General features: G+C 45.9%; 15 protein-coding genes. 5 read left to right on the forward strand and 10 right to left on the reverse strand.

Annotated elements, in window-relative coordinates:
• Positions 1-77: 77 nt before the first annotated feature.
• From Q5691_RS17635 to Q5691_RS17665, 7 genes are all read right to left on the reverse strand, one after another.
• Positions 78-1487, reverse strand: coding sequence for an adenylate/guanylate cyclase domain-containing protein (locus Q5691_RS17635; protein ID WP_333345947.1), 1410 nt, complete (start codon positions 1485-1487; stop codon positions 78-80).
• Positions 1488-1886: 399 nt separating this feature from the next.
• Positions 1887-3023 (reverse strand): 30S ribosomal protein S1, encoded by a 1137-nt coding sequence (locus Q5691_RS17640; protein ID WP_333210816.1) that lies wholly within the window; start codon positions 3021-3023, stop codon positions 1887-1889.
• A 639-nt stretch (positions 3024-3662) separates the two neighbouring features.
• On the reverse strand, positions 3663-4220 hold the full coding sequence (nrdR, locus tag Q5691_RS17645) for a transcriptional regulator NrdR (RefSeq protein ID WP_333324284.1): 558 nt from the start codon (positions 4218-4220) through the stop codon (positions 3663-3665).
• Between the two features lie 195 nt (positions 4221-4415).
• Positions 4416-4511, reverse strand: coding sequence for a photosystem II reaction center protein T (locus Q5691_RS17650; protein WP_006635641.1), 96 nt, complete (start codon positions 4509-4511; stop codon positions 4416-4418).
• A 143-nt stretch (positions 4512-4654) separates the two neighbouring features.
• Positions 4655-6184 carry a photosystem II chlorophyll-binding protein CP47 gene (gene psbB / locus Q5691_RS17655; protein WP_333210814.1) on the reverse strand — a complete coding sequence of 510 codons (1530 nt, stop codon included), beginning with the start codon at positions 6182-6184 and terminating at the stop codon, positions 4655-4657.
• A 198-nt stretch (positions 6185-6382) separates the two neighbouring features.
• Positions 6383-6712 carry a hypothetical protein gene (locus Q5691_RS17660; protein ID WP_039887994.1) on the reverse strand — a complete coding sequence of 110 codons (330 nt, stop codon included), beginning with the start codon at positions 6710-6712 and terminating at the stop codon, positions 6383-6385.
• A 776-nt stretch (positions 6713-7488) separates the two neighbouring features.
• Complete coding sequence (locus Q5691_RS17665; RefSeq protein ID WP_333345950.1) at positions 7489-8181, reverse strand: DUF3800 domain-containing protein; 693 nt, start codon at positions 8179-8181, stop codon at positions 7489-7491.
• 204 nt (positions 8182-8385) lie between these two features.
• Between Q5691_RS17665 and mnmG the strand changes: the two genes are divergently transcribed.
• Positions 8386-10302, forward strand: coding sequence for a tRNA uridine-5-carboxymethylaminomethyl(34) synthesis enzyme MnmG (gene mnmG / locus Q5691_RS17670; RefSeq protein WP_333310712.1), 1917 nt, complete (start codon positions 8386-8388; stop codon positions 10300-10302).
• Positions 10303-10376: 74 nt separating this feature from the next.
• On the opposite strand, the gene Q5691_RS17675 is transcribed toward mnmG, so the two are convergent.
• The 3 genes from Q5691_RS17675 to Q5691_RS17685 form a co-directional block, all read right to left on the reverse strand.
• Positions 10377-10781 carry a hypothetical protein gene (locus tag Q5691_RS17675; RefSeq protein ID WP_333210809.1) on the reverse strand — a complete coding sequence of 135 codons (405 nt, stop codon included), beginning with the start codon at positions 10779-10781 and terminating at the stop codon, positions 10377-10379.
• Positions 10782-11032: 251 nt separating this feature from the next.
• On the reverse strand, positions 11033-13591 hold the full coding sequence (gene glgP / locus Q5691_RS17680) for an alpha-glucan family phosphorylase (RefSeq protein ID WP_333345954.1): 2559 nt from the start codon (positions 13589-13591) through the stop codon (positions 11033-11035).
• 388 nt (positions 13592-13979) lie between these two features.
• Positions 13980-16877 (reverse strand): EAL domain-containing protein, encoded by a 2898-nt coding sequence (locus Q5691_RS17685; RefSeq protein WP_333210805.1) that lies wholly within the window; start codon positions 16875-16877, stop codon positions 13980-13982.
• 794 nt (positions 16878-17671) lie between these two features.
• Here Q5691_RS17685 and Q5691_RS17690 point away from each other — a divergent pair.
• From Q5691_RS17690 to Q5691_RS17705, 4 genes are all read left to right on the forward strand, one after another.
• Entirely contained in the window at positions 17672-18262 is a 591-nt protein-coding gene (locus Q5691_RS17690) for a hypothetical protein (protein ID WP_333210803.1), read from the forward strand.
• A 339-nt stretch (positions 18263-18601) separates the two neighbouring features.
• A complete protein-coding gene (locus tag Q5691_RS17695; RefSeq protein WP_333310716.1) occupies positions 18602-19642 on the forward strand; it encodes a M28 family peptidase in 1041 nt (346 codons plus the stop codon).
• Between the two features lie 122 nt (positions 19643-19764).
• Positions 19765-21519 carry an ABC-ATPase domain-containing protein gene (locus tag Q5691_RS17700; protein WP_333345957.1) on the forward strand — a complete coding sequence of 585 codons (1755 nt, stop codon included), beginning with the start codon at positions 19765-19767 and terminating at the stop codon, positions 21517-21519.
• Between the two features lie 144 nt (positions 21520-21663).
• On the forward strand, positions 21664-24024 hold the full coding sequence (locus tag Q5691_RS17705) for an FHA domain-containing protein (RefSeq protein WP_333345960.1): 2361 nt from the start codon (positions 21664-21666) through the stop codon (positions 24022-24024).
• Positions 24025-24079: the final 55 nt, after the last annotated feature.

Genomic DNA, 24079 nt, shown 5'->3' on the forward strand with positions numbered 1-24079 from the left:
ACGTCTTAAGTTTAACTCCAATCAGGCAACTTAATGTTTTGTTACATAGATTGGTTTTTTCCCGCCTATCTACTTACTTAGCTTTTTTTAGCGACAAGTGTAGCAGACAGCGGGATTACTGATTCCGTGTTTATTCTAGCAGTATAAGTGACTTGTGCGCCTTGTATTCCTTTTAAATCTTCAACTCGTTTTTGAATTTCGGAGACTCCAGCAGTTTTTAATCCACTTAAAAATGCTTGGTCATGATAAACTTCTTCGGAAAACGAAACTTCGTCACTTTTAGAAAGATTTTGAATCCTGGCAGCTTTGTTGACTGTGGAGCCAAAATAGTCGATCGAATTATTGAGATTTACGAGCAAAGCCGTACCTCGGTGAATACCAATTCTGACTTGAATCCACTCTGCTTGTTGGCGAGTTGAATTGTATTTCCTGAAACTAGCCACAGCATCGGTGGCTGTCATAATTGCTTGTTCGTTGCTGATAAAAGAAGCCATGACGGCATCGCCGATGGTTTTAATTACTTTTCCGCCAAATTTCTCGATCGACTCAAAGAAAATTTCAAAATGATCGCGGACAATATTGTAAGCTTTGGTATCTCCCAGTGTTTCGTACATTCTGGTAGAACCGGTAATATCAGTAAACATAATAGTAATCGCCCGAATCTTGACTCGCTCTCTTTCCGATATTACTTGATCGCCAAACAAACGCTTATAATCCGGGTGATGAAGCAGTTGCATTCCTGACAGCCGCAGGGGCAGTTGTTCTAATGTCAGTTCATCGGGCAATTGATCTGAATGCAAAATCAGCCCGGACAAATTGTGTTCGGTATTAGTTAATTCAAGCTTAACTTTTCCCGGACGCACGGCGAGCTCTTTTTTGTCAAAATCTGGGCCGGCTAACTGCTGGAGTTTAATTTCTTGTATGGCTTCTGTTTCTTCGCCTTCAACCTTTAAAATCCCTTTAGCTAAAGTTAGGGGACAGCAGTAGCGGTATCTACCTTCTTCTAAGGTGACAATCTCTGATTCGGTGCAGTATAAAGGCGTTACCAGTTGCAGTTTGCTCTGGAGTACGGGAGGGGGAGCGCAGACGGGCCGCAGTTGCGGGTCTTCGATTTCTTTGTTCAGGGAAAAAGTAACTTCGACGCGATCGAGCAAATCAATTTTAAACTCGCGCTCGCACATCGGGCAAAAAGACATTTCTGATGTGTCTGCCAAATCTTTAAATTCTTCTGTAATCATGTTGCAGTGGGGGCAGTGAATATCCCAGTGCAAGTCGAAGACGCCGGCTTTCACTCCGTGCAGAAATTCGGAAGTAATTTTTTTAACATTCTTGACTGTATCGCCTGCTACGTAGTAAGGATTAATTCTCAATCTCTGCAAAATGTGGGAACCGGTTAACCAGTTTTCGATTTGGTCGATCGTTCCTTTGCTCGAATTGGGACGTTTTTTTAGCTGTTCTAATTTTTCTTTTAATAGTTCGATGTTCATGATCCACTTGCCTTTGAGCGTCAGGGCAAGAAATTTCTAAGTATTATTTTGTGTAATTTGCTTGTCTAGTTTGTTTTTGCCTGACAATGCTGATGAGTTTGCACTTGTGCGGAGGTCCCTGATGTTTGTAAATCTTAACAAATTAGCAGCGTAAAGGCTAGGTTTATTTAGGCAGATTGATCGCGCTGCCACTTTTTTTGATTCAAAGTGCGATCGCTGCATCGGTCTACAGAAATAGGTTAAATCTCGGTAATTAAGAATGGGGAATTGGCAACTGGGAATTGTCAACCACCGAGCAGCGACTAATGACTAATGACTAATGACTAATGACTACTGACTAATGACTAACTCAAAAAAAAAGAGGGAAAATTCCCTCTTTTAATCACACTAACTGTGATGTTATTCTTCTGTCGCAGGAGGGATTTCTTCCTCTACATCTAATACTGCTTCGGGTGCTGCTTCGGGTGCTGCTTCGGGTGCTGCTTCGGGTGCTGCTTCGGGTGCTGCTTCGGGTGCTGCTTCGGGTGCTACTTCCGGCAGATCCTCTTCCATTGCTGAGGGTACATCTTCGAGTTCGTCGGAGAAGTCATCAGCATCAGTTGAGTCTACAGGAATGTCTATGCCTGCTTTAGCTTGCTTTTGAGCCAGCATTTTCTCGCGGAACTTAGCTGCCATTTCCTCAGCTTTTTCGTATACCAATTCGCGATTTTTGACCATCGCGCCCGGTTCCGGTTCCAACTGCTTGGTGGAGAGAGAAATCCGGCCCCTCTCGGCATCCAAGTCAATGATCATCACTTTCACTTCGTCGTTGACATTGAAAACGCTATGAGGCGTATCGATGTGATCGTGCGAAATTTCCGAGATGTGCAGCAAGCCGCTGACGCCGCCGATGTCGATAAAGGCACCGTAAGGCTTGATACCGCGTACTGTACCGATGACGACTTCCCCAACTTCGAGGCGGTTCATCTTGCGCTCAACTAAGGCGCGACGATGACTCAACACGAGGCGGTTGCGGTCTTCGTCTACCTCTAAGAATTTTAATGGTAATTCTTCGGCGACTAATTCTTCCTTCGGTTTGCGGGTACTGATGTGAGAACCGGGAATAAAGCCTCGCAAGCCTTCTATTCTCACGAGTGCGCCGCCGCGGTTGGTGGCAAATACTTGCGATCGTACTGTGGCATCTTCTGCTTGCAGTTGTCGCACTCTTTCCCACGCCCGCATATACTCGATGCGCCGGATGGACAGGGTTAATTGTCCGTCTTCATTTTCATCGGTGAGGATGAAAAATTCTCTGGTTTCGTTTGATTGCAATACCTCTTCAGGGCTTTCCACTCGATTGATGGACATTTCCTGAATGGGAATGTACGCTGCTGTTTTAGCACCGATATCAATCAGAGCGCCCCTGGGTTCTATACTAAAAACTGTACCCGCTACTACATCGCCCGGGCTAAAGTGATAGTCATATTTATCAAGTAGGGCTGCAAAATCTTCGTGAGTAAAGCCGATGTCTTTGACTGTGGTTTTGAGATTGACCATGCGAATAGTTTCCTAGGATTTCTCTCCTTCATGTTTTTCGTTTGTGCCGGCAGATATTAGAGATTTTGGTGAAAAAGCGATTAACTTTTTTCAAAATCTTTTACTAAAGTCAGTTTTCGCTAACTTTTGCCGGGTGCAACTGCACACCAGCGCTTGCCATTACTGTTACTCCATACTCTGTGTTAAAACGTTGCATCTTAACATTCCGAGTCAAGTAGACTATTTTGACACTCTCAGGTATAAATAAACTGAGATTCTTCATTCAACGAGCCGACTTGCTGGCGACAGGATTACTCCAGTCTAAGTAGAGGTCGGTTTCTCCAGAAGCGTAAATTTCGGTATGCCCTACCGTATTTAATTAGTCACCGATCTTTAGTTAGGTTTTGTTCAAATGCGAGCTTTCCTAAACTGCAACACCGTTAGGTGTGACTACGCACTCAACTAATCCAGTTAAGTTTTTACGTTGTCTAGTTATACTCTATTTTAGACCGATGACGATCATATCACACCCAGGACTCTTACTGAGAAAAAAGAACACTCGATCGAATGAGAGTCCCTTGAGTCGCTATTCCTCCCGGCCTTCCTCGCGACACGGTTTTCAATCTCCCAGAATATATCGATAAATTAATTTAAGCGAGCTTAGCTGGGAGTAGCGCAGGATGCTGGGCTTTCTCGATCGACTGCTTCGGAATCCGGCAAATCTGCGTCAAAATTTGTCTTTGTTTCTGTATCTTCAGCTTCGTTGAGGGGATTCTGAAGGTGATTTAGGGTATCTACAAAATCTCGGATGCCTCGAAATTGACGATATACGGAGGCAAAACGGACATAAGCGACTTCGCTGAGCGGCCGCAGGTGCAACAGCACCAGTTCCCCTATTTCTGAACTGGCGATCTCTCGGAGCGATCGACCTTGGAGTTGGGCCTCAATTTCTTCTGCCAGAGTTTCGAGATGCCCCGAAGACAAACCGGTTTTTTCGCAGGCCCGAATCAATCCCCTAACTAATTTTGACCTGTCAAAAGATTCGCGCTTGCCGTCCCGCTTGATCACCGTAATCGGCACAAATTCTATGCGTTCGTAAGTTGTGAAGCGGTGCTGGCAGTTCAAACACTCACGCCGCCGACGGATGCTTTGACCTGATTCGGCTGAACGCGATTCTAAAACGCGACTATTTGTGTGTTGGCAGGAGGAACAGCGCATGATTGCTGATTTTAAAAGGCATGGCCAGCAAATGGCCATTCATCTAACCGCCTGGGGTCTGATGAATGGCTGGACTAGAAAAAATCACTTAGCACACAGCGGTGAAATAGTCCCGCACCAAATTAGATCACTATGATGCGGGCTAACCGCAGTCCGGTTCAAGATATTTTGGACTTGCTGGAGGCGTATAGCTAATTATTTGCCAATCCGGGGAGGTTCCCGAAAGGCGATCGCAAAAAATAGTACGCCTATGGCTAAAGCCAGAATCAAAATGTAAGCAACGCTTTCCATGTTAAATTTTCCCTATCTTCCCTTGCCGTATTATCTTATCTTAATTGTTGGTTTTATTATTAACTAAAAAAACCCGGTTTCTTGAAGAAACCGGGTTTTTTTACACCGGGGATGTTTCCCGGCTAGCCAGAGGCTGGCAAAATTTAGAGAGGTTCTTCTCTTCTGGTGGTCACGTCGCCCAGTTTTTGGAACAGGCCCCACTCGACTTGTTCTTCCAAGTCAGCCTCAACTCCAGCAAACACGTCGCGGAAAATAGTCCGAGAACCGTGCCAGATATGGCCGAAGAAGAACAGCAAAGCAAAGCAAACGTGTCCGAAAGTGAACCAACCGCGAGTCGAAGTGCGGAACACCCCGTCAGAGTTCAAGGTTTCGCGATCGAACTCAAATACTTCACCCTTTTGAGCAGCGCGAGCAAACTTCTTAACATCTAGAGGATTATTAAAGGTTTGACCGTTAAGTTCGCCGCCGTAGAAGCTGACGGTAACTCCGCTTTGTTCAAAGCTGTATTTTGATTCAGCACGGCGGAAGGGGATGTCAGCGCGAACGACCCCATCTTTGTCCGTCAAAATTACTGGGAAAGTTTCAAAGAAGTTGGGGAGGCGGCGAACCGACAATACCCGACCTTCGCTGTCAGTAAATACTGGATGGCCCAGCCAGCTTTTCGCAATACCGTCGCCATTGACCATCGCGCCGGCCCGGAACAAACCGCCTTTAGCAGGAGAGTTGCCCACGTAGTCGTAGAAAGCCAATTTTTCAGGAATTTGTTCGTAAGCTTCTTGGAAGCCTTGACCACCGGCCAAGCTAGCTTGAGCTCTGCGATCGATTTCTTGTTGGAAATAGCCGCTGTCCCACTGATAGCGAGTCGGGCCAAAAAGTTCGATCGGAGTAGCAGCAGAACCGTACCACATCGTACCCGCAACCACAAAGGCTGCGAAGAAAACGGCAGCGATACTGCTAGAAAGTACAGTTTCGATATTTCCCATCCGCAGGGCTTTGTAAAGACGTTCCGGCGGCCGCACTGTCAAGTGGAACAAACCGGCAATTACGCCGACTACGCCCGCTGCAATGTGGTGAGCCACGATGCCACCCGGATTATACGGGTCAAAGCCTTCAGGGCCCCAAGCAGGTGCCACTGGCTGGACGTGACCGGTCAGGCCGTAGGGGTCGGAAACCCACATTCCCGGGCCAAAAAGTCCCGAAAGGTGAAATGCGCCGAAGCCAAAGCAGAGCAAGCCGGAGAGGAACAGGTGAATGCCAAACATTTTTGGCAAGTCGAGGGCTGGTTCACCGGTGCGAGGGTCTCTGAAAAGTTCTAAGTCCCAAAATACCCAGTGCCAAACCGCTGCTAAGAACAGCAGGCCCGAAAGGATGATGTGAGCGACAGCGACGCCTTCAAAGGACCAGAAGCCCGGATCGACGTTACCTTCGCCAGTGATGCTCCAACCACCCCAAGAACCCGTAACTCCCAAGCGAGTCATGAAGGGCAACACGAACATCCCTTGACGCCACATTGGGTTCAGAACTGGGTCTGTGGGATCAAAAACTGCTAGTTCATAAAGGGCCATTGAGCCGGCCCAACCTGCCACGAGGGCAGTGTGCATTAAGTGTACAGAAATCAATCGGCCTGGGTCATTTAAGACGACTGTGTGTACGCGATACCAGGGTAGTCCCATTGACTGCGGTTCTCCAAGGTGTAAGTGATGATGTCTATTTTTACGGAAAAATCAGATTCTTAATCCCCAGCAGTTACCTGCAGGGTTTAAACTCTGCCTTTTGCCGACTGCCATCTACCTTCAAAGGTGGAGGCATAAAAATGAAAGTTATTTAAAGAAGTGTATCGAGTGTTAGAACCGATTGCAATATGTTGAGCATTACATTAGTTGCGGGTTGCCCATTTCGCAGCGGGCGGCGATCGTCCCGAGGCGTTCGAGGACTTGCTCGGCATCGATCAGTCTGGTGAGGGTGACGTTGCCGATATTTTTGGCGGGATCGGCAGGATCGGGACGGACTGCTGGTTGGACTTCTACCATGAGTACGGCGTCTTCTACGCGGTAGAGCCACATTTTTTCGTTGCGATCGGAAAGACAGAGGTTGAGCTGTTGGATGTCCGGCGCCCGCCTCCAGGCGGCGTGACTCCACTCGCCGCCCACGCCCCAAACGCGCCCAACTTTCCAGCCGTCGGATAAGAAGAAGTATTTCACTTGTGTACGCTTGTTGAGATTTTTTTGTCTAACATAGCGCAAAACTGCAATAGTACGGAATGATTGAACCGCGAAGGCGCGAAGGGTGCGAAGGAAGAGTAGAGAAGATGTAGGTAATCTGCAAGCTGTTGGGTAAATCTACAGCATTGTCAGATAAGTTTCGGTCTGGTCGATCGGTAAAACTTCCAATCTTAGATTTTTCAAGTCGAGTGGAATTCCTAGTATTTCGAGAAGGAATACTCCTCACAGCGCCTCGCTTGGGTCAGAAAGTTCTAAACATTCAAATGTATATTGTGGTACTAACAAGGTTGTGGTACTTTTGCTGTTTTGGTCGCTGGCTGTCGATCGCATAATCTTAATCTCAATTAATATGCCCCAATTATGAGCGTTCGATATTTGACCAAACCTTTTACTATACTATATAATGGTATTAAATGACAGGTGCCCCGAACTGCACGGGGAGGTATGGTACGGTTGAGATACCGTGCGCCTGTCAGAGACAAGGTGCCCCGAACTGCACGGGGAGGTATGGTACGGTTGAGATACCGTGCGCCTGTCAACCTGAAACATGATTTTAATGATCATACCATCACTGCCAAAATAACGCCCCGCCAAGGCGTAGAGAGTTATTTTAAGCCCCTCTTAAAAGAGGGTTAAGCTCTCAATAAGGGCGAAATCCACGACTATAAATAGTCGTGGATTCGCATTTAAACTTACCCTTCATTTTAGCGGTCTTCAAAGTGGATTTTATGCTGGAGAATAGGAATTTTCAACAACTACATTTTCGGCTCAAGTAGATGGAAGGCTTCCTCCAATTCAGTATGACCACTGGCTGTCCCTGCTTCCTTTGAATAACGATCTATCAAGTACACCACATAATCTGCTAGCTGCAAACCAGTGTAAAATTCTGAGAAGCCAAACAAAGGTAGTTCCACAAAGTTAGAATATTTTTTTTGTGACTTCCAATCTCGATACACTCTGATCAATCTCCCATCCTGAATACTGGTATGCTGAGTTGAGCGCGAATCCATAAGTAATATTCCAGTTTCGCTAGATTGCTTTAGATAAGCATCTAGCTGCTCTAATAATTGATTGAAAGTTAAGCGATACAAACCAGTTTCATCTTTAATATATTCGCTGGTTTCGCGCAATCTTTTTTTGTTGGCTTGAACAGCGAATATATTGCTAGGTAACTGACTGATAGTTTCTGAAACTTTCTTGAACGCTTGAAGACGGAATTCCCTTGGAAAATTCTTAAATGAACCCACACCTTGCCAAATATCCCGCCCCTTAAGTTCCCAGTCTTCAGGTTCCTTCCCACTAAATAGCTCCTTTTTAAGTGCTGAAAATTCTCTATCCATTTGTGACCAGTGCTGGACATGGATAGCAAAGCTAGCTAAAAAAAAGAAATTTGTCTCCATATCTTTCCAGCCAGTGCCACCCTCATCAACGTAAAATAAAATGGTCATCTCGCCTTATGGTAACTTTTTGACATAAACGCTACATTATAAGTGTTTTTTAGCTTTTAACTTATACTAGAATAAAGACAAGACTAGAACCCCATCTCTCACCGGCGCTTATATTGATTGCCAACATCCAGGATACAAGCCCCCAGATTAATCCGTAGAGTCACCTCTTCAATTTAAAATCTAAAATCTAAAATCTAAAATCGAATGACCGCACAAACTCCAGTACAATTCCAAGACAGTTTCGACATCATCGTAGTTGGTGGCGGACACTCCGGCTGTGAAGCCGCCCTCGCCACTTCTCGCCTCGGCTGTCGCACCCTTCTCCTCACCCTCAACCTCGACAAAATTGCGTGGCAACCTTGCAATCCTGCTGTCGGTGGCCCGGCTAAAACCCAACTCACTAACGAAGTTGATGCGTTAGGCGGGGAAATTGGCAAAATGGCCGATCGCACCTACCTACAAAAACGCATCCTCAACTCTTCGCGAGGCCCCGCAGTGTGGGCGCTGAGGGCACAAACTGACAAGCGGGAATACGCCGCTGTAATGAATAATATTGTCGAAAACCAAGAGAATTTGACCATCCGGGAAGCGATGGTGACAGACTTAGTTTTGGGAAAAAACGAAGAAGTTATCGGAGTAGAAACATACTTCGGCGTCGCTTTTGAATGCAAAGCAGTAATTCTCACCACAGGCACTTTTTTAGGTGGCACGATTTGGGTAGGCAATAAGTCGATGCCCGCCGGACGTGCGGGAGAATTTGCCGCCGTTGGTTTGACGGAAACTCTCAACCGTTTGGGCTTTGAAACAGGCAGGTTGAAAACTGGAACTCCCGCAAGAGTTGACAAACGTACTCTCGATTACACCAACCTGGAACCGCAGCCGGGAGATGCAGAGGTTCGCTGGTTTAGTTTCGATCCAGAAGTGTGGATCGAACGGGAACAAATGCCTTGTTATTTGACTCGAACTACACCAGCTACTCATCAGTTAATTAGAGACAATTTGCACCTTTCTCCAGTCTACGGTGGCTGGGTTGATGCGAAGGGGCCGCGCTATTGTCCGAGTATTGAAGATAAGATTGTGCGGTTTGCGGATAAGGAAAGTCACCAGATTTTTATTGAACCGGAAGGTAGAGATATTCCTGAACTTTATATCCAAGGTTTTTCGACTGGTTTACCGGAAAATTTGCAATTGCAAATGCTGCGGACTCTTCCGGGTTTGGAAAAGTGCGAGATGATGCGCCCTGCTTATGCTGTGGAGTATGATTATTTGCCGGCAACTCAGTGCTTTCCCACGCTGATGACTAAGAAGATTGAAGGGCTGTTTTGCGCGGGTCAGGTGAACGGTACAACTGGATATGAGGAGGCGGCTGCACAGGGGATTGTGGCGGGGATTAATGCGGCCAGGTTTGCGAAAAATCAGGAGATGATTGTGTTTCCTCGCGAGCAAAGTTATATCGGGACTCTGATAGATGATTTGTGTACGAAGGATTTGCGGGAACCTTACCGGATGTTGACTTCGCGATCGGAATATCGGCTATTATTGCGATCGGACAATGCTGACCAACGCTTGACGCCGCTGGGACGGGAAATTGGTTTGATTGACGATCGCCGCTGGGAGTTATTTGAGCGGAAAAAAGCTAATATTGTGGCAGAGAAGGAACGCTTGTACTCGACGCGGGTGAAAGAGCACGAGGAAGTTGGTAAGGCAATTTTTGCGGGCACTCAACAAGCGATTAAAGGTTCAATTACTCTTGCTGATTTGTTGCGTCGTCCTGGTTTTCATTATGTGGATTTGGAACGCTACAATTTAGGCAATTCTAGTCTGAAGTTGGCTGAGAAAGAGGGTGCGGAAATTGACATTAAATATTCTGGCTATCTGCAAAAACAGCAAAATCAAATTGATGAAATTGTCAGACATGAACGCCGACAATTGCCTGCGGATTTGGATTACATGGCAATTACAACTCTCTCGAAAGAGTCGCGGGAAAAGTTGGCTAAGGTGAAACCGCTGACGATTGGCCAAGCGGCGAGAATTGGCGGGGTGAATCCGGCTGATGTTAATGCTTTGTTGATTTTTCTGGAAGTGCGAAACCGTCAGCAGCCAGCGGGTGTAGGTAAATAATTTAAACTAGAGGTGTCTCAAGGCTTCCTTCAATTTTATGCAATATAGCAATCCTTGCAGGAGTCGTAAACTTTTTACCCCACCCCAACCCTCCCCTTATCAAGGGGAGGGAGTAAGAAATTCACAAATGATGCGATGATTCCTATAGCAGTATGTAAAAGTGTGGCTATTGTGGCACCACTTTTTTGTTTGGCGGCTTTCATATTGATGGATATAGATTCTGGGCTTTGCTGAGTCACGGTATGAATCAACTTTTCGCTTGATGTTACAAAACTCACCCGACTGGGCTTATAAAAATTCCGAAATCTTGAATTTATACCTGTCTTCAGCAACGCCATAAAAAAGGAAAACTGGCAGAATGTCAACTCTAATTGATGAAGTTCTGCCAGTATATTGTAGATATTGATCAATCCTCGAACCAAGTCTGAATTTCGCAAACATCCTGCATAAGAATTAGCGTTCATCGGTGGTTCAAACATCCCCGAAATTCCCACCAGTGTTGCCCCCATCAAAGGCTTAAAAGAACAGCCAGATGCCTTGCTGTACGCTTATATACGCGGTCACTGGTGGTACTGGGAATCCAGCGGAATTTGGTATTGGGCGATCGCACAATCGGCTACATAGTCATTCCCCAACTTCGATAACAAAAGTGGGAGAGTCGGACAGAGGGAGAATTAGGAAAATCTTCCTTTATTCTCCTGACTACTGACTACTGACTGCTGACTACTGACTAATGTGCCCAGAGAATCACACCAGCTTCATAAGGACTGCTGAGATTATTGTGCTTCGGCAAAACGCGCAACGACAAACCTTGCAAACCGCTAGAAGTATAAGTAATGTCAGCCGTATAAAGGCTAGCATTCTGAGAATCTTCTCCCAAATACTCCATCACCACCGGCACGCCACCAATGATATCGCCGTTAGCATCAACCGAGCCTTGATAAAGTTCAACTTGTACGTCTGCAGGCGTCAATCCCATCAGATTAATCCGAGATTTAACAGATATCGACTGATTGACCTTAACTTCTTTATCCTGCGAAATATCAACAGCCTCAATCTTAATATCGTGCCATTTCGCGAGAACGTGCTTCTTCCAGTGAGACAACTCCTTGGCCGGAGCGCAATTATCCGAAGTCATGGTGTGGTAGCGATCGCTCACCGGGAAATATGCCCGTCGCGCGTAATCTTTCACCATCCGAGCAGTATTGAACAAAGGACAATTCAAGCGAATAGAATCCTTCATTTTCTCCGTCCAACCGCGGGGAATGCCATCAGCATCCCGGTTGTAAAACAGCGGTACAACTTCTTTTTCCATTAAGTCGTACAAAGCATTAGCCTCGACCTCATCCTGATACTTAGTATCTTCGTAAAACTCCCCATGTCCGATCGGCCAACCGGTACGAACATAATCAGCCTCATCCCACCATCCGTCAAGAATGCTCAGATTCGGCAAACCATTCATCGAAGCTTTCATCCCGGAAGTACCCGAAGCCTCACGCGGGCGGCGTGGCGTATTCAGCCACACATCGCAGCCAGACACCATCATCCGAGCAACGTTAATGTCGTAGTTCGGTAAAAACACCATCGAGCTCATCGTCTCGTGCTCGCGGATGAAGTGAACGATATCCCGAATCAATTCCTTACCCGGAATATCCATCGGGTGAGCCTTCCCAGCAATCACAAACTGCACCGGGCGATTTTGATCCCGCATGATCCGCATGATTCGATCGACATCGCGCAAAAATAGTGTCGCCCGCTTGTAAGTAGCAAAGCGGCGGGCAAACCCGATCGTCAGCACCTTGGGATTGAGAGCTTCCCGCGCGTGTTCGATTTCCGTTTGGGCCGCACCGCGTTCACGCAAAGTCTTTTGCAGCCACTCCCGCGCGAACACCACCAACTCCGATCGACAGCGTTCGTGATTGCGCCATAGTTCCTCATCAGGAATCGACGAAAGCCTGTCCCAGAGACGATCGTCCTTACCGGTCATTTCCCAGTCCGGGCCAAGGTATCGATCGTACAACTCCTGAGTAGACTTCGCCACACAACTGCGAGCGTGCACCCCGTTGGTAATCGAAGTAATCGGTACTTCTTCCTGGGGCAAACCCGGCCACAAACCCTGAAACATCGGGCGCGACACCACCCCGTGCAAAGCCGCCACCCCGTTGACAAAACTCGACATTTTAATAGCCAAAATTGCCATATTCAGAGGTGCGGACAAATCGCCAGTATTCTCCCGGCCCAATCCTAAAAACTCATCTTGGGACAAGCCAAACATCTTGGGATACTGACCTAAATAGTGCATCACCATATCCGGCTCGAACAAGTCAAACCCAGCAGGTACCGGCGTGTGAGTCGTAAACATACTGCTCGAAACCACCACCTGTTCCGCTTCTACGAAACTCAGGTGATATTCCTCCATCAGCATCCGAATGCGTTCCAAAGCCATGAAAGCCGCGTGGCCTTCATTCATGTGATAAGCCGTAACTGTCAGCCCCAATGCCTTGAGCATTTTCACGCCGCCGATGCCCAGCATGATTTCTTGGTGCATCCGCAGAGTTTTATCACCGCCATACAGTTGGTCGGTAATATCTTGGTCGTAGCGACTATTAGGTTCAATATTTGTATCCATTAGGTACAAAGGAACCGTTCCCACTTGTACCCGCCAAATCCGGGCATACACCTTGCGGCCGGGATAGTCTACCTCAATCCGCAATTCCGAACCGTCGGGATTGCGTTCTGGGTGCAGCGGCATATTGTAGAAATCGTTGAGCGGATAGCGTTCTTGTTGCCAGCCGTCGGCGTTGAGATACTGCGAAAAATAACCTTCTTGGTAGAGTAGGCCGACACCGACTAAGGGCAAGCCCAAATCACTAGCTGATTTGAGGTGGTCGCCTGCGAGCACGCCCAAACCGCCTGAATAGATGGGTAGGGCTTTAACTAAGCCGAATTCCATCGAAAAGTAAGCGTAGCATTCCTGCTGCTCGGTGCCGCGCTGTTTGCGGTACCAGGCGCGATTTTTGAGATAATCGTCTAACTGCTGGGCTGCTCGGTTCATTTGGGCAATGAAGCCTTCGTCTTCTGCCATTTCTTGCAGCCGCTCTTGAGATATGGTTCCGAGCATCAGCACCGGGTTTTGGTTGCTGGAGTCCCACAGGTCTCGATCGAGGCGGCGGAATAGGTCTTTGGTATCGACGTTCCAGTCCCAGTGCAAGTTGTAGGCAAGCTTGCGTAGGGGTTCGAGAATTGTCGGTAGCGACGGGGAAACGTTAAATGTACGAATTGGCTGCATAGACAAAGCCTTTATGTTGGGGTAGCGATATTTTCCTCTGTCTTTAGGTACAAGTCCGTTATTCTGCACACTATTTTAAGTTTTAACCAGTTCATGCACGATGCCATCAAGCAGACGAAACGGAAGCGCAGGTCGTTCGATGTGAGCGAACTAGCCGTTTTCGGCTGCGATAACTGTCGCAAGAAGGCCTCGCCACCAGACCATCACGACTGGACGGCGATCTGTCTTGAGTGCGGCAACGAGTTTTCCTACAGTGGCTGCTCGTGCGACGGCTGTTGCGGCGGGACCTATGCGGGTTTCGGCGGTGGTCGCACGACTTTTTACGTGTAACGTTCGCAGGACTTGCACGCAGCGTTACAACCTCACGCAGTCGTAAGTCGCGACCCAATTAAGCAATTTGCACTTGTCGCAAATGAGAATTTACCAAAAGTTTGCTAGCCTCACCAGCCGAGAGGGCAGGGCTGAAATAGTGGCCCTGAATTTCTTGACAGTGGAGTTCGCGCAAACACTCCAACTGCTCTTTAGTTTCTACTCCTTCGGCTACCACGCTCAAGTTTAAATCTCGCCCCAGGGTCGCTACAGCCTTGGCGATCGCCCGTTCGCAGGGATCAGTAGTCAATCCGCTGACAAAGGATTTATCTATTTTTAGGATATTCAAGGGAAACTTTTTGAGATAATTTAGAGAACAATAACCCGTGCCGAAATCGTCCAGCGCAATTTGCACTCCCATATTCTGCAACTCCCTGAGAACTTTTGTGGTATAATCCACATCTTGCATAGCTGTCGTCTCGGTAATTTCTAACTCTAAATACTTGGGTGCTAAACCGCTTTTTTCCAAGCATTTCGCTACCATTTCTAATAAATTAAATTGCTGGAACTGCCGAGCCGAAACGTTGACTGCTACCCGCAAATCTGGCTGCAAAGCATCCTGCCAAGCTTTATTTTGAGTGCAGGCTGTTTGCAGCACCCATTCCCCAATAGGTACAATGAGTCCGTTCTCTTCGGCGATCGGAATAAATGTAGCGGGAGTAACTAAACCTAATTGTGGATGTTGCCAGCGTAGCAGAGCTTCCATGCCCTGAATTTGCCAAGTAGTGATGTTGACTTTGGGCTGGTAAAAAACCTCAAATTCTCCCTGTTCTAAAGCTTCGTGCAGTCTGTGTTCTATAGTTAGTAAATGGCTGCCGTGGGGATTAAGTGTTGAAGTATATAACTGATAGTTATTTCTTCCCATTTCTTTAGCGTAGTACAAGGCAGCATCGGCATTTTTGACTAATGTTTCGGCATCTTCACCATCATCGGGATAAAGGGCAATGCCGATGCTGCTGCTGACATGAAACGGTTGTCCTTCTAGTTTAAATGCTGGCTTTAAATTGTTGAGTATTCTTTGAGCTGTTTTAACTGCATCTTCTAAGCAATTGATGTCGGGAAGCAGTATGGTAAATTCGTCGCCTCCCCAGCGGGCAACCGTGTCACTCGATCGCAAAGTGTCACTAATGCGTCCGGCAAAACCTTCTAACAGGCGATCGCCCGCAGCGTGACCTAATGTATCATTAATCTTTTTGAACCTGTCCAAGTCTAAAAACATCACAGCAAGCATTTTTTTTGTTTGTTTAGCTTGTTTTAAGGACGCCACCAGCCGCTCGTTAAAAAGTATCCGGTTCGGTAAACCGGTGAGTTGGTCATAAACAGCTTGATAGCGAATAATTTCTTCAGCTTGCTTGCGCTGAGTGATATCCATCATCGTGCCGATCGCCCTGACTGCTTGGCCACTTTCATTGCGGATGATATAGCCGCGATCTAGCACAAAAACATATCCCCCATCTGCACGGTGAAAGCTGTATTCTTCCGACCAACATTGAGCGTCTGAGTTCATTGTTTGGTTGAAGCTTAACATCACTCTTTCCCGTTCTTCGGGATGAATATTTAGCCACCATGATTCTAACTCTATAGTCTGAGTTTCGTTGAGTTTGTATCCAAAAACTTTTTCAAATTCTGCGCTCAACCAATACTCATTTTTTAACAAATCAAAATCCCATACGGCGTCATTTGTCGCCCGCGTCAGCAGGTGAAAACGTTCTTCACTTTTGCGGAGTTTTTCTTCGGATTGCACCCGTTCCGTTACATCCCGAAAGCTGAATACTCGACCAGTAATTTTGCCTCCCGTGCGCTGGGGCAACGAGTAGCGCTCGAAGATTCTGCCATCTGTCAACTCGATGAGATCGTAACTTTCTGCTGCAGGGCGATCGGACAATTCTTTAGCACGGTTGAGAAATATTTCCGGGTATTTTAACTGGTTGATTTCAAAACCCAAAATTTGGTTATTATCTCTCGAATCCACCAGCAAATCTGGCAAATGCCACATTTCGGCAAATTTACGGTTAAAGCTAACAACTTTTCCTTCACTGTCAACCGCCAGAATACCGTCAGCCGTAGATTCAATGGTTGCTTGAAGCAACGAAAGAGATGTTTCTAGTTCTAACTCTGCTAATTTGCGATCGCTGATGTCAAATGCTGTGATTAATATTGAGGCTTTTTTTTCAAATTTTATAATATCTACAGTTGCTTCAATCCAGCGCATTTCTCCAGTTTTCGTGACTATTACTAATTCATATTTAGAGCCTGCAGTTGAGCGCGCATGGCTGGATTTACCCCATTTTTTAACTATTTCTATAAAATCTAGATGAATTAAGTCGTATAAATCCAATGCTAGTAATTCTTCGCGAGTATATCCTGTCAGAGCTTCTGTCTGAGCATTGACATAGCGGAACTGTCTGCGGTGATAGATAAATGCAACAGCATTCACAGTTTCTATCAGTTGGCGAAACTTTTTTTCACTGCGCCGCAAATTTCTTTCAGCCCGCTTGCTATCAGTAATATCTTGTGCTATGTATAACTTGCCGCTGACCTTGCCTTGACTGTCGCGAATAATTGAAATAGAAAGCAGTATAATTATTTTTTTTTGCTGTTTAGAAAGGTAGACTTTTTCCACGTTGTGGACAGAACCTTCGGCTGTTAAACTTCCTAAATCTAACTCCGGGGCTGGTGATTCACTTTTCTTAAAAAGTCCGGCTATTGGTTTGCCTAACAACTCTTTTTTAGAGTATCCCAAAAGTTGACAGGTAGCTTGGTTTAACGACAGGATATGACCGCCGGGGGTAGTCGCAATTATCGAGACGTTCATTTCCTCGCAAATATCCAGGGCATATTCGGCAGTTTGCTGCAAATCTTGGGTCATTTGGGCAATAGTATGCCAGATATCCTGTTCTTTTTTTGGATACAACACTTTTTCTCCTTTTGGTAGCTTGTCATTCTCTGTTTCAGACTTCGGCTTGATTAACCTGATCGTCTTGGATAAGCTATTTACTGTTTTACACCTGATTAATAATGATGAGATTACTACACAAATAAAAATCAGGTAATAAGCGATTGTTTTTAATCTAAAAGTAGCTTCTTTTCTAGGAGTTTCCTGAGATTCTATATAATTGTAATTCGGTAATTTTACTGACTCAATTTGGGATAACTTATCCAAAAATAATGGGGCGCTTGCAGAAGTAAGGGGGCGAGCTGCCGATCGCAAATAGCTATGTTTCTGAGACCGAACCAAAATCCCTGCTACAGGGCGACTGCCAGGTTCATCTCCTAGACTTGTCGGTAATATTTTTGGATTTATGTCACATTCCACACCAAAAACAGCAACCGCGAAATATCCCAACATTAATTGAAAAATTCTTCTCATTGGCTCTATTTCCTAATTTTAAATATCTTTTTAGCAATCATAAATCTCAAAAAGTTTAGCAGAACTTTCTGTACAATAGGAAAACGCAGCCACCCTGAATTTATGTGGATTTGTAAATTAAATTTTACCAAGCTAATAACTTAGCTTTATAACTAATTACAATTTTAATCTTAATTTAAAATGTGTCATCAGCCATTGTGCCACAAATTATCCGCCATTCTGCCTAGACACCGGGTGGAAGCGCGCTAAGATTAGATAATTCCCGCAAGGAGGCGACCGGGATTTGTTATAAAAATAAACAATTAGCTTAAAATCGATGCAGAGGTCCACTAATTGAACCCATGAGTCAGACCATCCCAGAACTCCAAAAAGAAGTCCGCACGCTGCAAGCAGAAGTTACCGCCCTGCAAGAGTGGCGGGAAAAACTTGGCGTACAGCGCTCTGAGTGCCGAGTGGCAGTCAGTTTTCCCAAAAATAATACTCCTGAAGCCATTGCCGAGTTCCACCAGCAAACTGCTGCTTTTGGGGAGCAGTGGTTGCAGCAAATCCAGGAAATTGACCGAGAGACTAAAAATATTGAAAAGCAACTGCAACAAAAACAGGCTTTACTCAATTACAAGCAAGGTGAACTAGAAAAATTGCTGGCAGGAGAACACTGGCAAGAAGTAGAAAACACTGTTCAAACCGGGGAAAAGCGCTTGCAAGCACAAGCTCGCAGAATCAATCAAGTCGCAGCGCAGCTAGAGGTAGAAATTCAAGCTTTGAAAGCACTGTACGATCAACTAAATCCGAGTTATTCCGAGTGGTTTCAACAACCAACTCAAATAGTCAAATTTTCGGCAACAACTATTCCTTATGCTGTTCCAAGCAGCAGCGGTTTGATATTAGAAAATAAGGAGATTGAATGGGAAAAAAATAGTTTTAATTTGTAAATTTTAAAGGTAAATTAGTGATTGGAATGTCGCCGTCGAACCATCTAATAAGCAAGACGGATTCGACGGCAACATTGCAAGGCTTTTTCCTGCTTTTCTAGATAAAAAATACAAAACTGCCTCTGGCGCAGCTAAGTTTAAGATTTTTTAGTTTCTTTTTTTGAAACAGGTTTATTTTCAACTCTGGTGTCAATCTAAAATCTAAAATATAACTGTTCTGGACGCATCAACCGGGTTTTACGAAAAGACTTTGTTGCAGCCCTCGCTTCCGCTAAAACACCCGGTTGATGAAAGCGAGGAGTGCGTAAGCTCGGTCTAAAATCTCAAATAGACTTACTAATGAAACAATTGATTTGGATAGCGCTATTTATTCTGGTTGCGGTGACGGCTGTGGGTTGGCGTTCTGACTCGTTGCAGCGGTTTTCGGGTGTACCCGAATTAGGGATCGATCGCAATATCCACACTTCCCAAAACCCGTCTCCTTTACCGCTTCCTGCTGAAAAAAATACTTTTTTTCAGCCCCAAATTGACCCGTCTCGTTTGTGGAAACACGTCGATAGTTTAGCAGGAGAACGCGAGGAAGAACGAGATCGCTCTTTTACGAGAGATTACATTTCTAAACAACTACAAACATTAGGATTTTCCCCAGATTTGCAGCCGTTCGATCGCGGAATTAACGTCTTCGCTGAGAGAAAAGGCACTGACTCAAACGCGGGTGCAATTTTAGTGGCAGCACACTACGATACTGTACCAAATTCCCCAGGCGCTGACGACAATGCGACGGGAGTTGCAGTAGTTTTAGAAGTAGCAAGATTGCTGGGTTCTCGTCCCACGCCTCGGACATTGCAAGTAGCTTTTTTCGACAGGGAAGAACTCGGACTTTTAGGCAGTTTAGCATTTACAGGTAGCGACGCGCGGTTAAAAAATTTGCAGGGTGCGATCGTCCTAGATATGGTAGGTTATGCCTGCCGCACGCCCGGATGCCAGCAATATCCCGAAGGATTGACAGCGCAACCTTTTCTAGAAGCATCGGGGGTAACATCTCCCGACAAAGGCGAGTTTATCGCTGTGATTGGGGATACGGAACATCCGCTGCTATTGAAAAGTTTTGCGGAGTCTGGAAAAGCCGGTTTGCCGCCGGTGGTGGCGTTGCCTGTTCCCCTGAAAGGGTTGCTGACTCCCGATGTTTTACGCAGCGACCACGCGCCTTTCTGGTATAAAGGAATTGGTGCTGTGTTGGTGACGGATACTGCAAATTTGCGATCGCCCCACTATCACCAATCTAGCGATACATTAGCAACTATCGATCGACCTTTTTTCGCCGGTTCTGCTCAAATTGTTGTCAATGCCGTGGCTAAATTATTGGAATTAGGTAATTAGTAATTGGGAATTGAGCATGGGGAATTGGGAATTGGGGATGGGACATCGGGCATTGGGCATTGGGCATGATGACTGTTATTGATACTGCCAACTGCCAACTGCCAACTAATAACTAATGACTAATGACTAACAAAGAAAGCCTGCAACGGCATTTACTGCAACTAGACAATCGAGGCTACAAAGCCTACAAAGACATTCAAGGTAAGTACGAGTTTTCTGAATTCACATTAATTATTGATTACGTGCAGGGAGATCCGTTTGCTTCTCCCAGTAAATTTAGAGTCATAGTCCCCCCCAACATTGCTCAAATTCCCCGCGAACTTTTCAATTCTCGCAGTCGAGAAATAGCTTTGCGAGATTACCTAACTCGCCAGTTTGACCGAGCAGCGCACAGCATCAGCAGCAAACGTGGTACTGGCAAAAGTGGTATGATTGCAGTGACTCGGTTCGGACAAGAAGTTTTAGAGCGAACTTCGGCATTTATCATTTCCTCAAATACATACGATCTCGAAGATTTAGGAGGAGTTGAACTGCGATTTGCCGTCGGACTTCCAGCGGGCGGACGCAGTATATTAGGGCGACAAGCTGCTGAAATGCTGTGCGAAGATATTCCCCAAATTGTCAGCAATTCTCTCAAATATTCTCACTTAAATGCTGCGGAATGTCGCCGTCACGTTGAAACTGTAGAAGATGCTGACTGGCTGCGACAGCAGTTAGCTGAAAACGGATTAGTTGCGTTTGTTGCTGACGGTTCTATTTTGCCCCGTCGCACTGGTGTTGACAACAGTCCTTTGTTAAATAATGCTGTGGCTTTTCAATCGCCGCCGTCGTTAAAAGTTGAGTTTAATTGTCCGAATCGCGGTTTGATTTCCGGTATGGGTATTCCCGCTGGCATTACTTTGATTGTTGGAGGTGGCTATCACGGCAAATCAACTTTACTCAGGGCGATAGAGTTGGGAGTCTACAACCGAATTCCGGGAGATGGCCGGGAATTTGTGGTGACTAACCCGGCGGCGGTGAAAATTAGAGCGGAAGATGGCCGAAGTGTGGCGGGAGTTGATATTTCGCCTTTTATTAACCACTTGCCGCAAGGTAGAGATACTACACAATTTTATACTGAAAATGCGAGTGGCAGTACGTCGCAAGCTGCTAATATTATTGAGGCTTTGGAAGTGGCGAGAATGCCTGTTTTATTGGTGGATGAGGATACGGCGGCGACGAATTTCATGATTCGCGATCGCAGAATGCAGGAACTCATCGCTAAGGATAAGGAACCGATTACGCCGTTTATTGATAAAGTTAAACATTTGTATGCGGATTATGGCGTATCGACTATTTTAGTCATGGGCGGAAGCGGTGATTATTTTGATGTGGCGGATACTGTGATTGCACTGGAGAATTTTCAAGCATATAATGTGACGGAAAAAGCTAAAGAGATTGCTAAAAATTACTCGATTAGCCGCGCTGCTGAAGGGGGAGAAAATTTTGGTGAGATTACTCAAAGAGTGCCGGTTCCTGCTAGTTTAGATCCGAGTCGGGGAGGGCGAGATGTGCGGGTGAAGGTGCGGGATGTTGATGAATTGGCTTTCGGAACTGAGGATATTGATTTGGGTGCTGTTGAGCAAATTGTGGACAGCGGACAGTTAAGGGCGATCGCTGCGGCAATGGTTTATGCTAAGCAGCAATACATGGACGGAAAACGCACTTTGTCGGAAATCATAGATTTGGTGATGGCAGATATTGACGCGCAGGGGATGGATATTTTATCGCCTTTTCCTGAAGGGGATTTTGCCATGTTTCGACGGTTTGAATTAGCGGCGGCAATTAATCGGCTTCGCAGTTTGTCGGTTGTTGCCAAAATGACTGTTGACTGTTGACTGTTGACTGTTGACTGTTGACGGTTGACGGTTGACAGTTGACAGTTGACAGTTGACAGTTGACAGTTGACTAATGACTAATGACTAATGACTTCCACTTTTTGATATGCTGACAAAAGTGAGTGCAAAAACCGCCATTAAAGTATGACAGGCAATATAGGACAACTGACTGCTTTAAGCGATCGACCGTATATAGTATTAAGCAATCAAGGCGAGGTTTTACAGTTAGAGTTAAAACAGCAGCAGCACGTATTGGGGCGCGATCGCACTCGTGCTGATTTAGTCATTCCGGATGCTTGGCGGGCAGTTTCCGGCGTTCACGGTGTTTTGCGCCAAATTGGGGATAATTACTGGATTTACGACGGTGACGGGCAGCGGCCGAGCACTAATGGCTTATTTGTCGATCGCACTCGCATCACTCCCAATGACGGTTATTGTCTGAAAAACGGCACAGAAATTAAAATCGGTCTCGATCCTCAAAATCAAGTTTTGCTGAGTTATTTTAATCCGCTGGCGAATCAGGTTGCTGTCCCTAGCAAGCAGTCAATTCTTCTTAAGAATCGGTCGGTTTTGTTGGGCCGCGATCCAAACGCTTCGCTGCAATTAGATGCCCCGCTTGTTTCTAGACGCCACGCCACAATCGACCAAGACAGTCGCGGTAATTATATTTTGCGAGACCACAGCGTTAACGGGGTTTTTGTTAACGGTCAGCGAGTGACAAATTCTGTACAGTTGTCCGAGGGAGATGCAATTCGGATCGGCCCGTTTACTCTAACTTACCGCAGCGGTGAGTTGCAGATGCAAGACTCCGGCCATCAAATTCGTTTGGATGCTGACAGTCTGGTGATTCCGAAGCGTTTGGATAACATCACTTTGGCGATCGAACCGGGGCAGTTTGTGGCTTTAGTCGGCGGTAGCGGCGCTGGCAAATCTACTTTAATGCGGACGCTTTTAGGCATCGAAAAAACTACTAACGGCGCTGTGTTTCTCAATGGCGACAACCTGCGCCAAAACTTTAATATTTACCGCAATCAAATCGGTTACGTGCCTCAAGATGATATTGTGCACGCAGATTTGACAGTAGAAGAAGTTTTGAGTTATGCAGCTAAATTGCGCTTACCTCCCGATACAGATGTCAAGCAGGTAGTCGCAAAAACTTTAGAAGATATTGAAATGACTCACCGCCGCAAGGCTTTGGTAAAACAGCTTAGCGGCGGACAGCGGAAGCGGGTCAGTATCGGAGTTGAACTGTTAGCCGATCCGAAACTTTTCTTTTTAGACGAACCGACTTCAGGACTCGATCCGGGTTTGGATAAGAAGATGATGCAACTGCTGCGAAAGTTGGCAAATCAAGGCCGGACGGTGATTCTGGTGACTCACGCGACGGCAAATATCACGATGTGCGATCGAATTGTTTTTATGGGTCGCGGCGGACGCCTTTGTTACTTCGGCCCGCCTAGGGAAGCGCTCGATTTTTTCGATGTCAAAACAAGCGATTTTGCAGACATTTACAACGAATTAGAAACAGGAGAAAACAACGTTCAAAGCTGGGCAGAAAAGTTTAAACAATCTCCCTACTATCAGCGCTATATTGTCAACCACTTCAGCATCGGCAACCCCGGTGGAAAAACACCCTCTGCACCTTCTGTGCCAAAATCTGTATCTTTTGTAAAACAACTCGTTTTGCTCGCCCAGCGCTATTTTAAGCTTATTTCCCGCGACTTAGTTAACTTGAGTTTAGCTCTTTTAACGGCTCCGATCGGCATTAGTTTGCTGCGGCTAGCCGTCAGAGATAAAGACCCATTAATTGGCGCACCGGAGGCAACTTTAGCACCTTTAGCGCTCAGAGTTTTATTTGTATTTACCTGTGCGGCTATTTGGGTAGGACTGGCAACTTCTCTGCAAGAAATTGTTAAAGAATCTGCTATTTATTTGCGAGAACGTTTGGTCAATTTAGGATTATTTGCTTATTTAGGTTCAAAAATTTTTATACTTTCGGGTTTGGCAGTATTGCAAACGCTGTTAATGGTAGGAGTTATCCTGATTGCTTTTAAATCCCCCGAACCGAGTTTGATTTCCTGGGCGATGGGGGCAACTATTACCACATTCCTAACTTTGATGAGCTGCATAAGTCTCGGATTAGTCGTTTCCGCGATTGTTAAAAATAGCTCTCAAGCTAATAGCGCTTTACCTCTCTTATTGCTGCCTCAGATTATTTTTTCGGGAGTTTTGTTTAAGATGGAAGGTGCGGCGAGCAAGTTTTCTTGGCTGATGTTAAGCCGCTGGTCTGTGGGTGCTTACGGCTCTTTAGTTAATGTGAATGGGATGGTTCCCGCGCCTACTACATTACCGGATGGGAGTACGCTTCCTCAGCCGTTTGAGCCTACTCCTGTTTACGACCCAACCTGGGAAAATTTGGGTTTAAACTGGGGTATTTTGTGCGTGCATATTTTCGTTTATTTGATGTTGACTCTGTGGTTGCAGAAGCGCAAGGATATTTTATAATTAAAATTACGCCTTTTTAACTCACAGTTCCTTATCAAATCAGATCATTGGAGAG

It is taken from the genome of Microcoleus sp. w1-18aA5 (genome assembly GCF_036701705.1).
Lineage (GTDB): Bacteria > Cyanobacteriota > Cyanobacteriia > Cyanobacteriales > Microcoleaceae > Microcoleus.

Excerpts from the sequence above, each read along its gene's own strand:
- Q5691_RS17695 (WP_333310716.1), top strand. The coding sequence starts at position 18,602 with ATGAAACAATTGATTTGGATAGCGCTATTTATTCTGGTTGCGGTGACG.
- mnmG (WP_333310712.1), top strand. The coding sequence starts at position 8,386 with ATGACCGCACAAACTCCAGTACAATTCCAAGACAGTTTCGACATCATC.
- Q5691_RS17640 (WP_333210816.1), bottom strand. The coding sequence starts at position 3,023 with ATGGTCAATCTCAAAACCACAGTCAAAGACATCGGCTTTACTCACGAA.
- glgP (WP_333345954.1), bottom strand. The coding sequence starts at position 13,591 with ATGCAGCCAATTCGTACATTTAACGTTTCCCCGTCGCTACCGACAATT.
- Q5691_RS17705 (WP_333345960.1), top strand. The coding sequence starts at position 21,664 with ATGACAGGCAATATAGGACAACTGACTGCTTTAAGCGATCGACCGTAT.
- Q5691_RS17700 (WP_333345957.1), top strand. The coding sequence starts at position 19,765 with ATGACTAACAAAGAAAGCCTGCAACGGCATTTACTGCAACTAGACAAT.
- Q5691_RS17690 (WP_333210803.1), top strand. The coding sequence starts at position 17,672 with ATGAGTCAGACCATCCCAGAACTCCAAAAAGAAGTCCGCACGCTGCAA.
- psbB (WP_333210814.1), bottom strand. The coding sequence starts at position 6,184 with ATGGGACTACCCTGGTATCGCGTACACACAGTCGTCTTAAATGACCCA.
- Q5691_RS17650 (WP_006635641.1), bottom strand. The coding sequence starts at position 4,511 with ATGGAAAGCGTTGCTTACATTTTGATTCTGGCTTTAGCCATAGGCGTA.
- Q5691_RS17665 (WP_333345950.1), bottom strand. The coding sequence starts at position 8,181 with ATGACCATTTTATTTTACGTTGATGAGGGTGGCACTGGCTGGAAAGAT.
- Q5691_RS17675 (WP_333210809.1), bottom strand. The coding sequence starts at position 10,781 with ATGTTTGAACCACCGATGAACGCTAATTCTTATGCAGGATGTTTGCGA.
- nrdR (WP_333324284.1), bottom strand. The coding sequence starts at position 4,220 with ATGCGCTGTTCCTCCTGCCAACACACAAATAGTCGCGTTTTAGAATCG.
- Q5691_RS17635 (WP_333345947.1), bottom strand. The coding sequence starts at position 1,487 with ATGAACATCGAACTATTAAAAGAAAAATTAGAACAGCTAAAAAAACGT.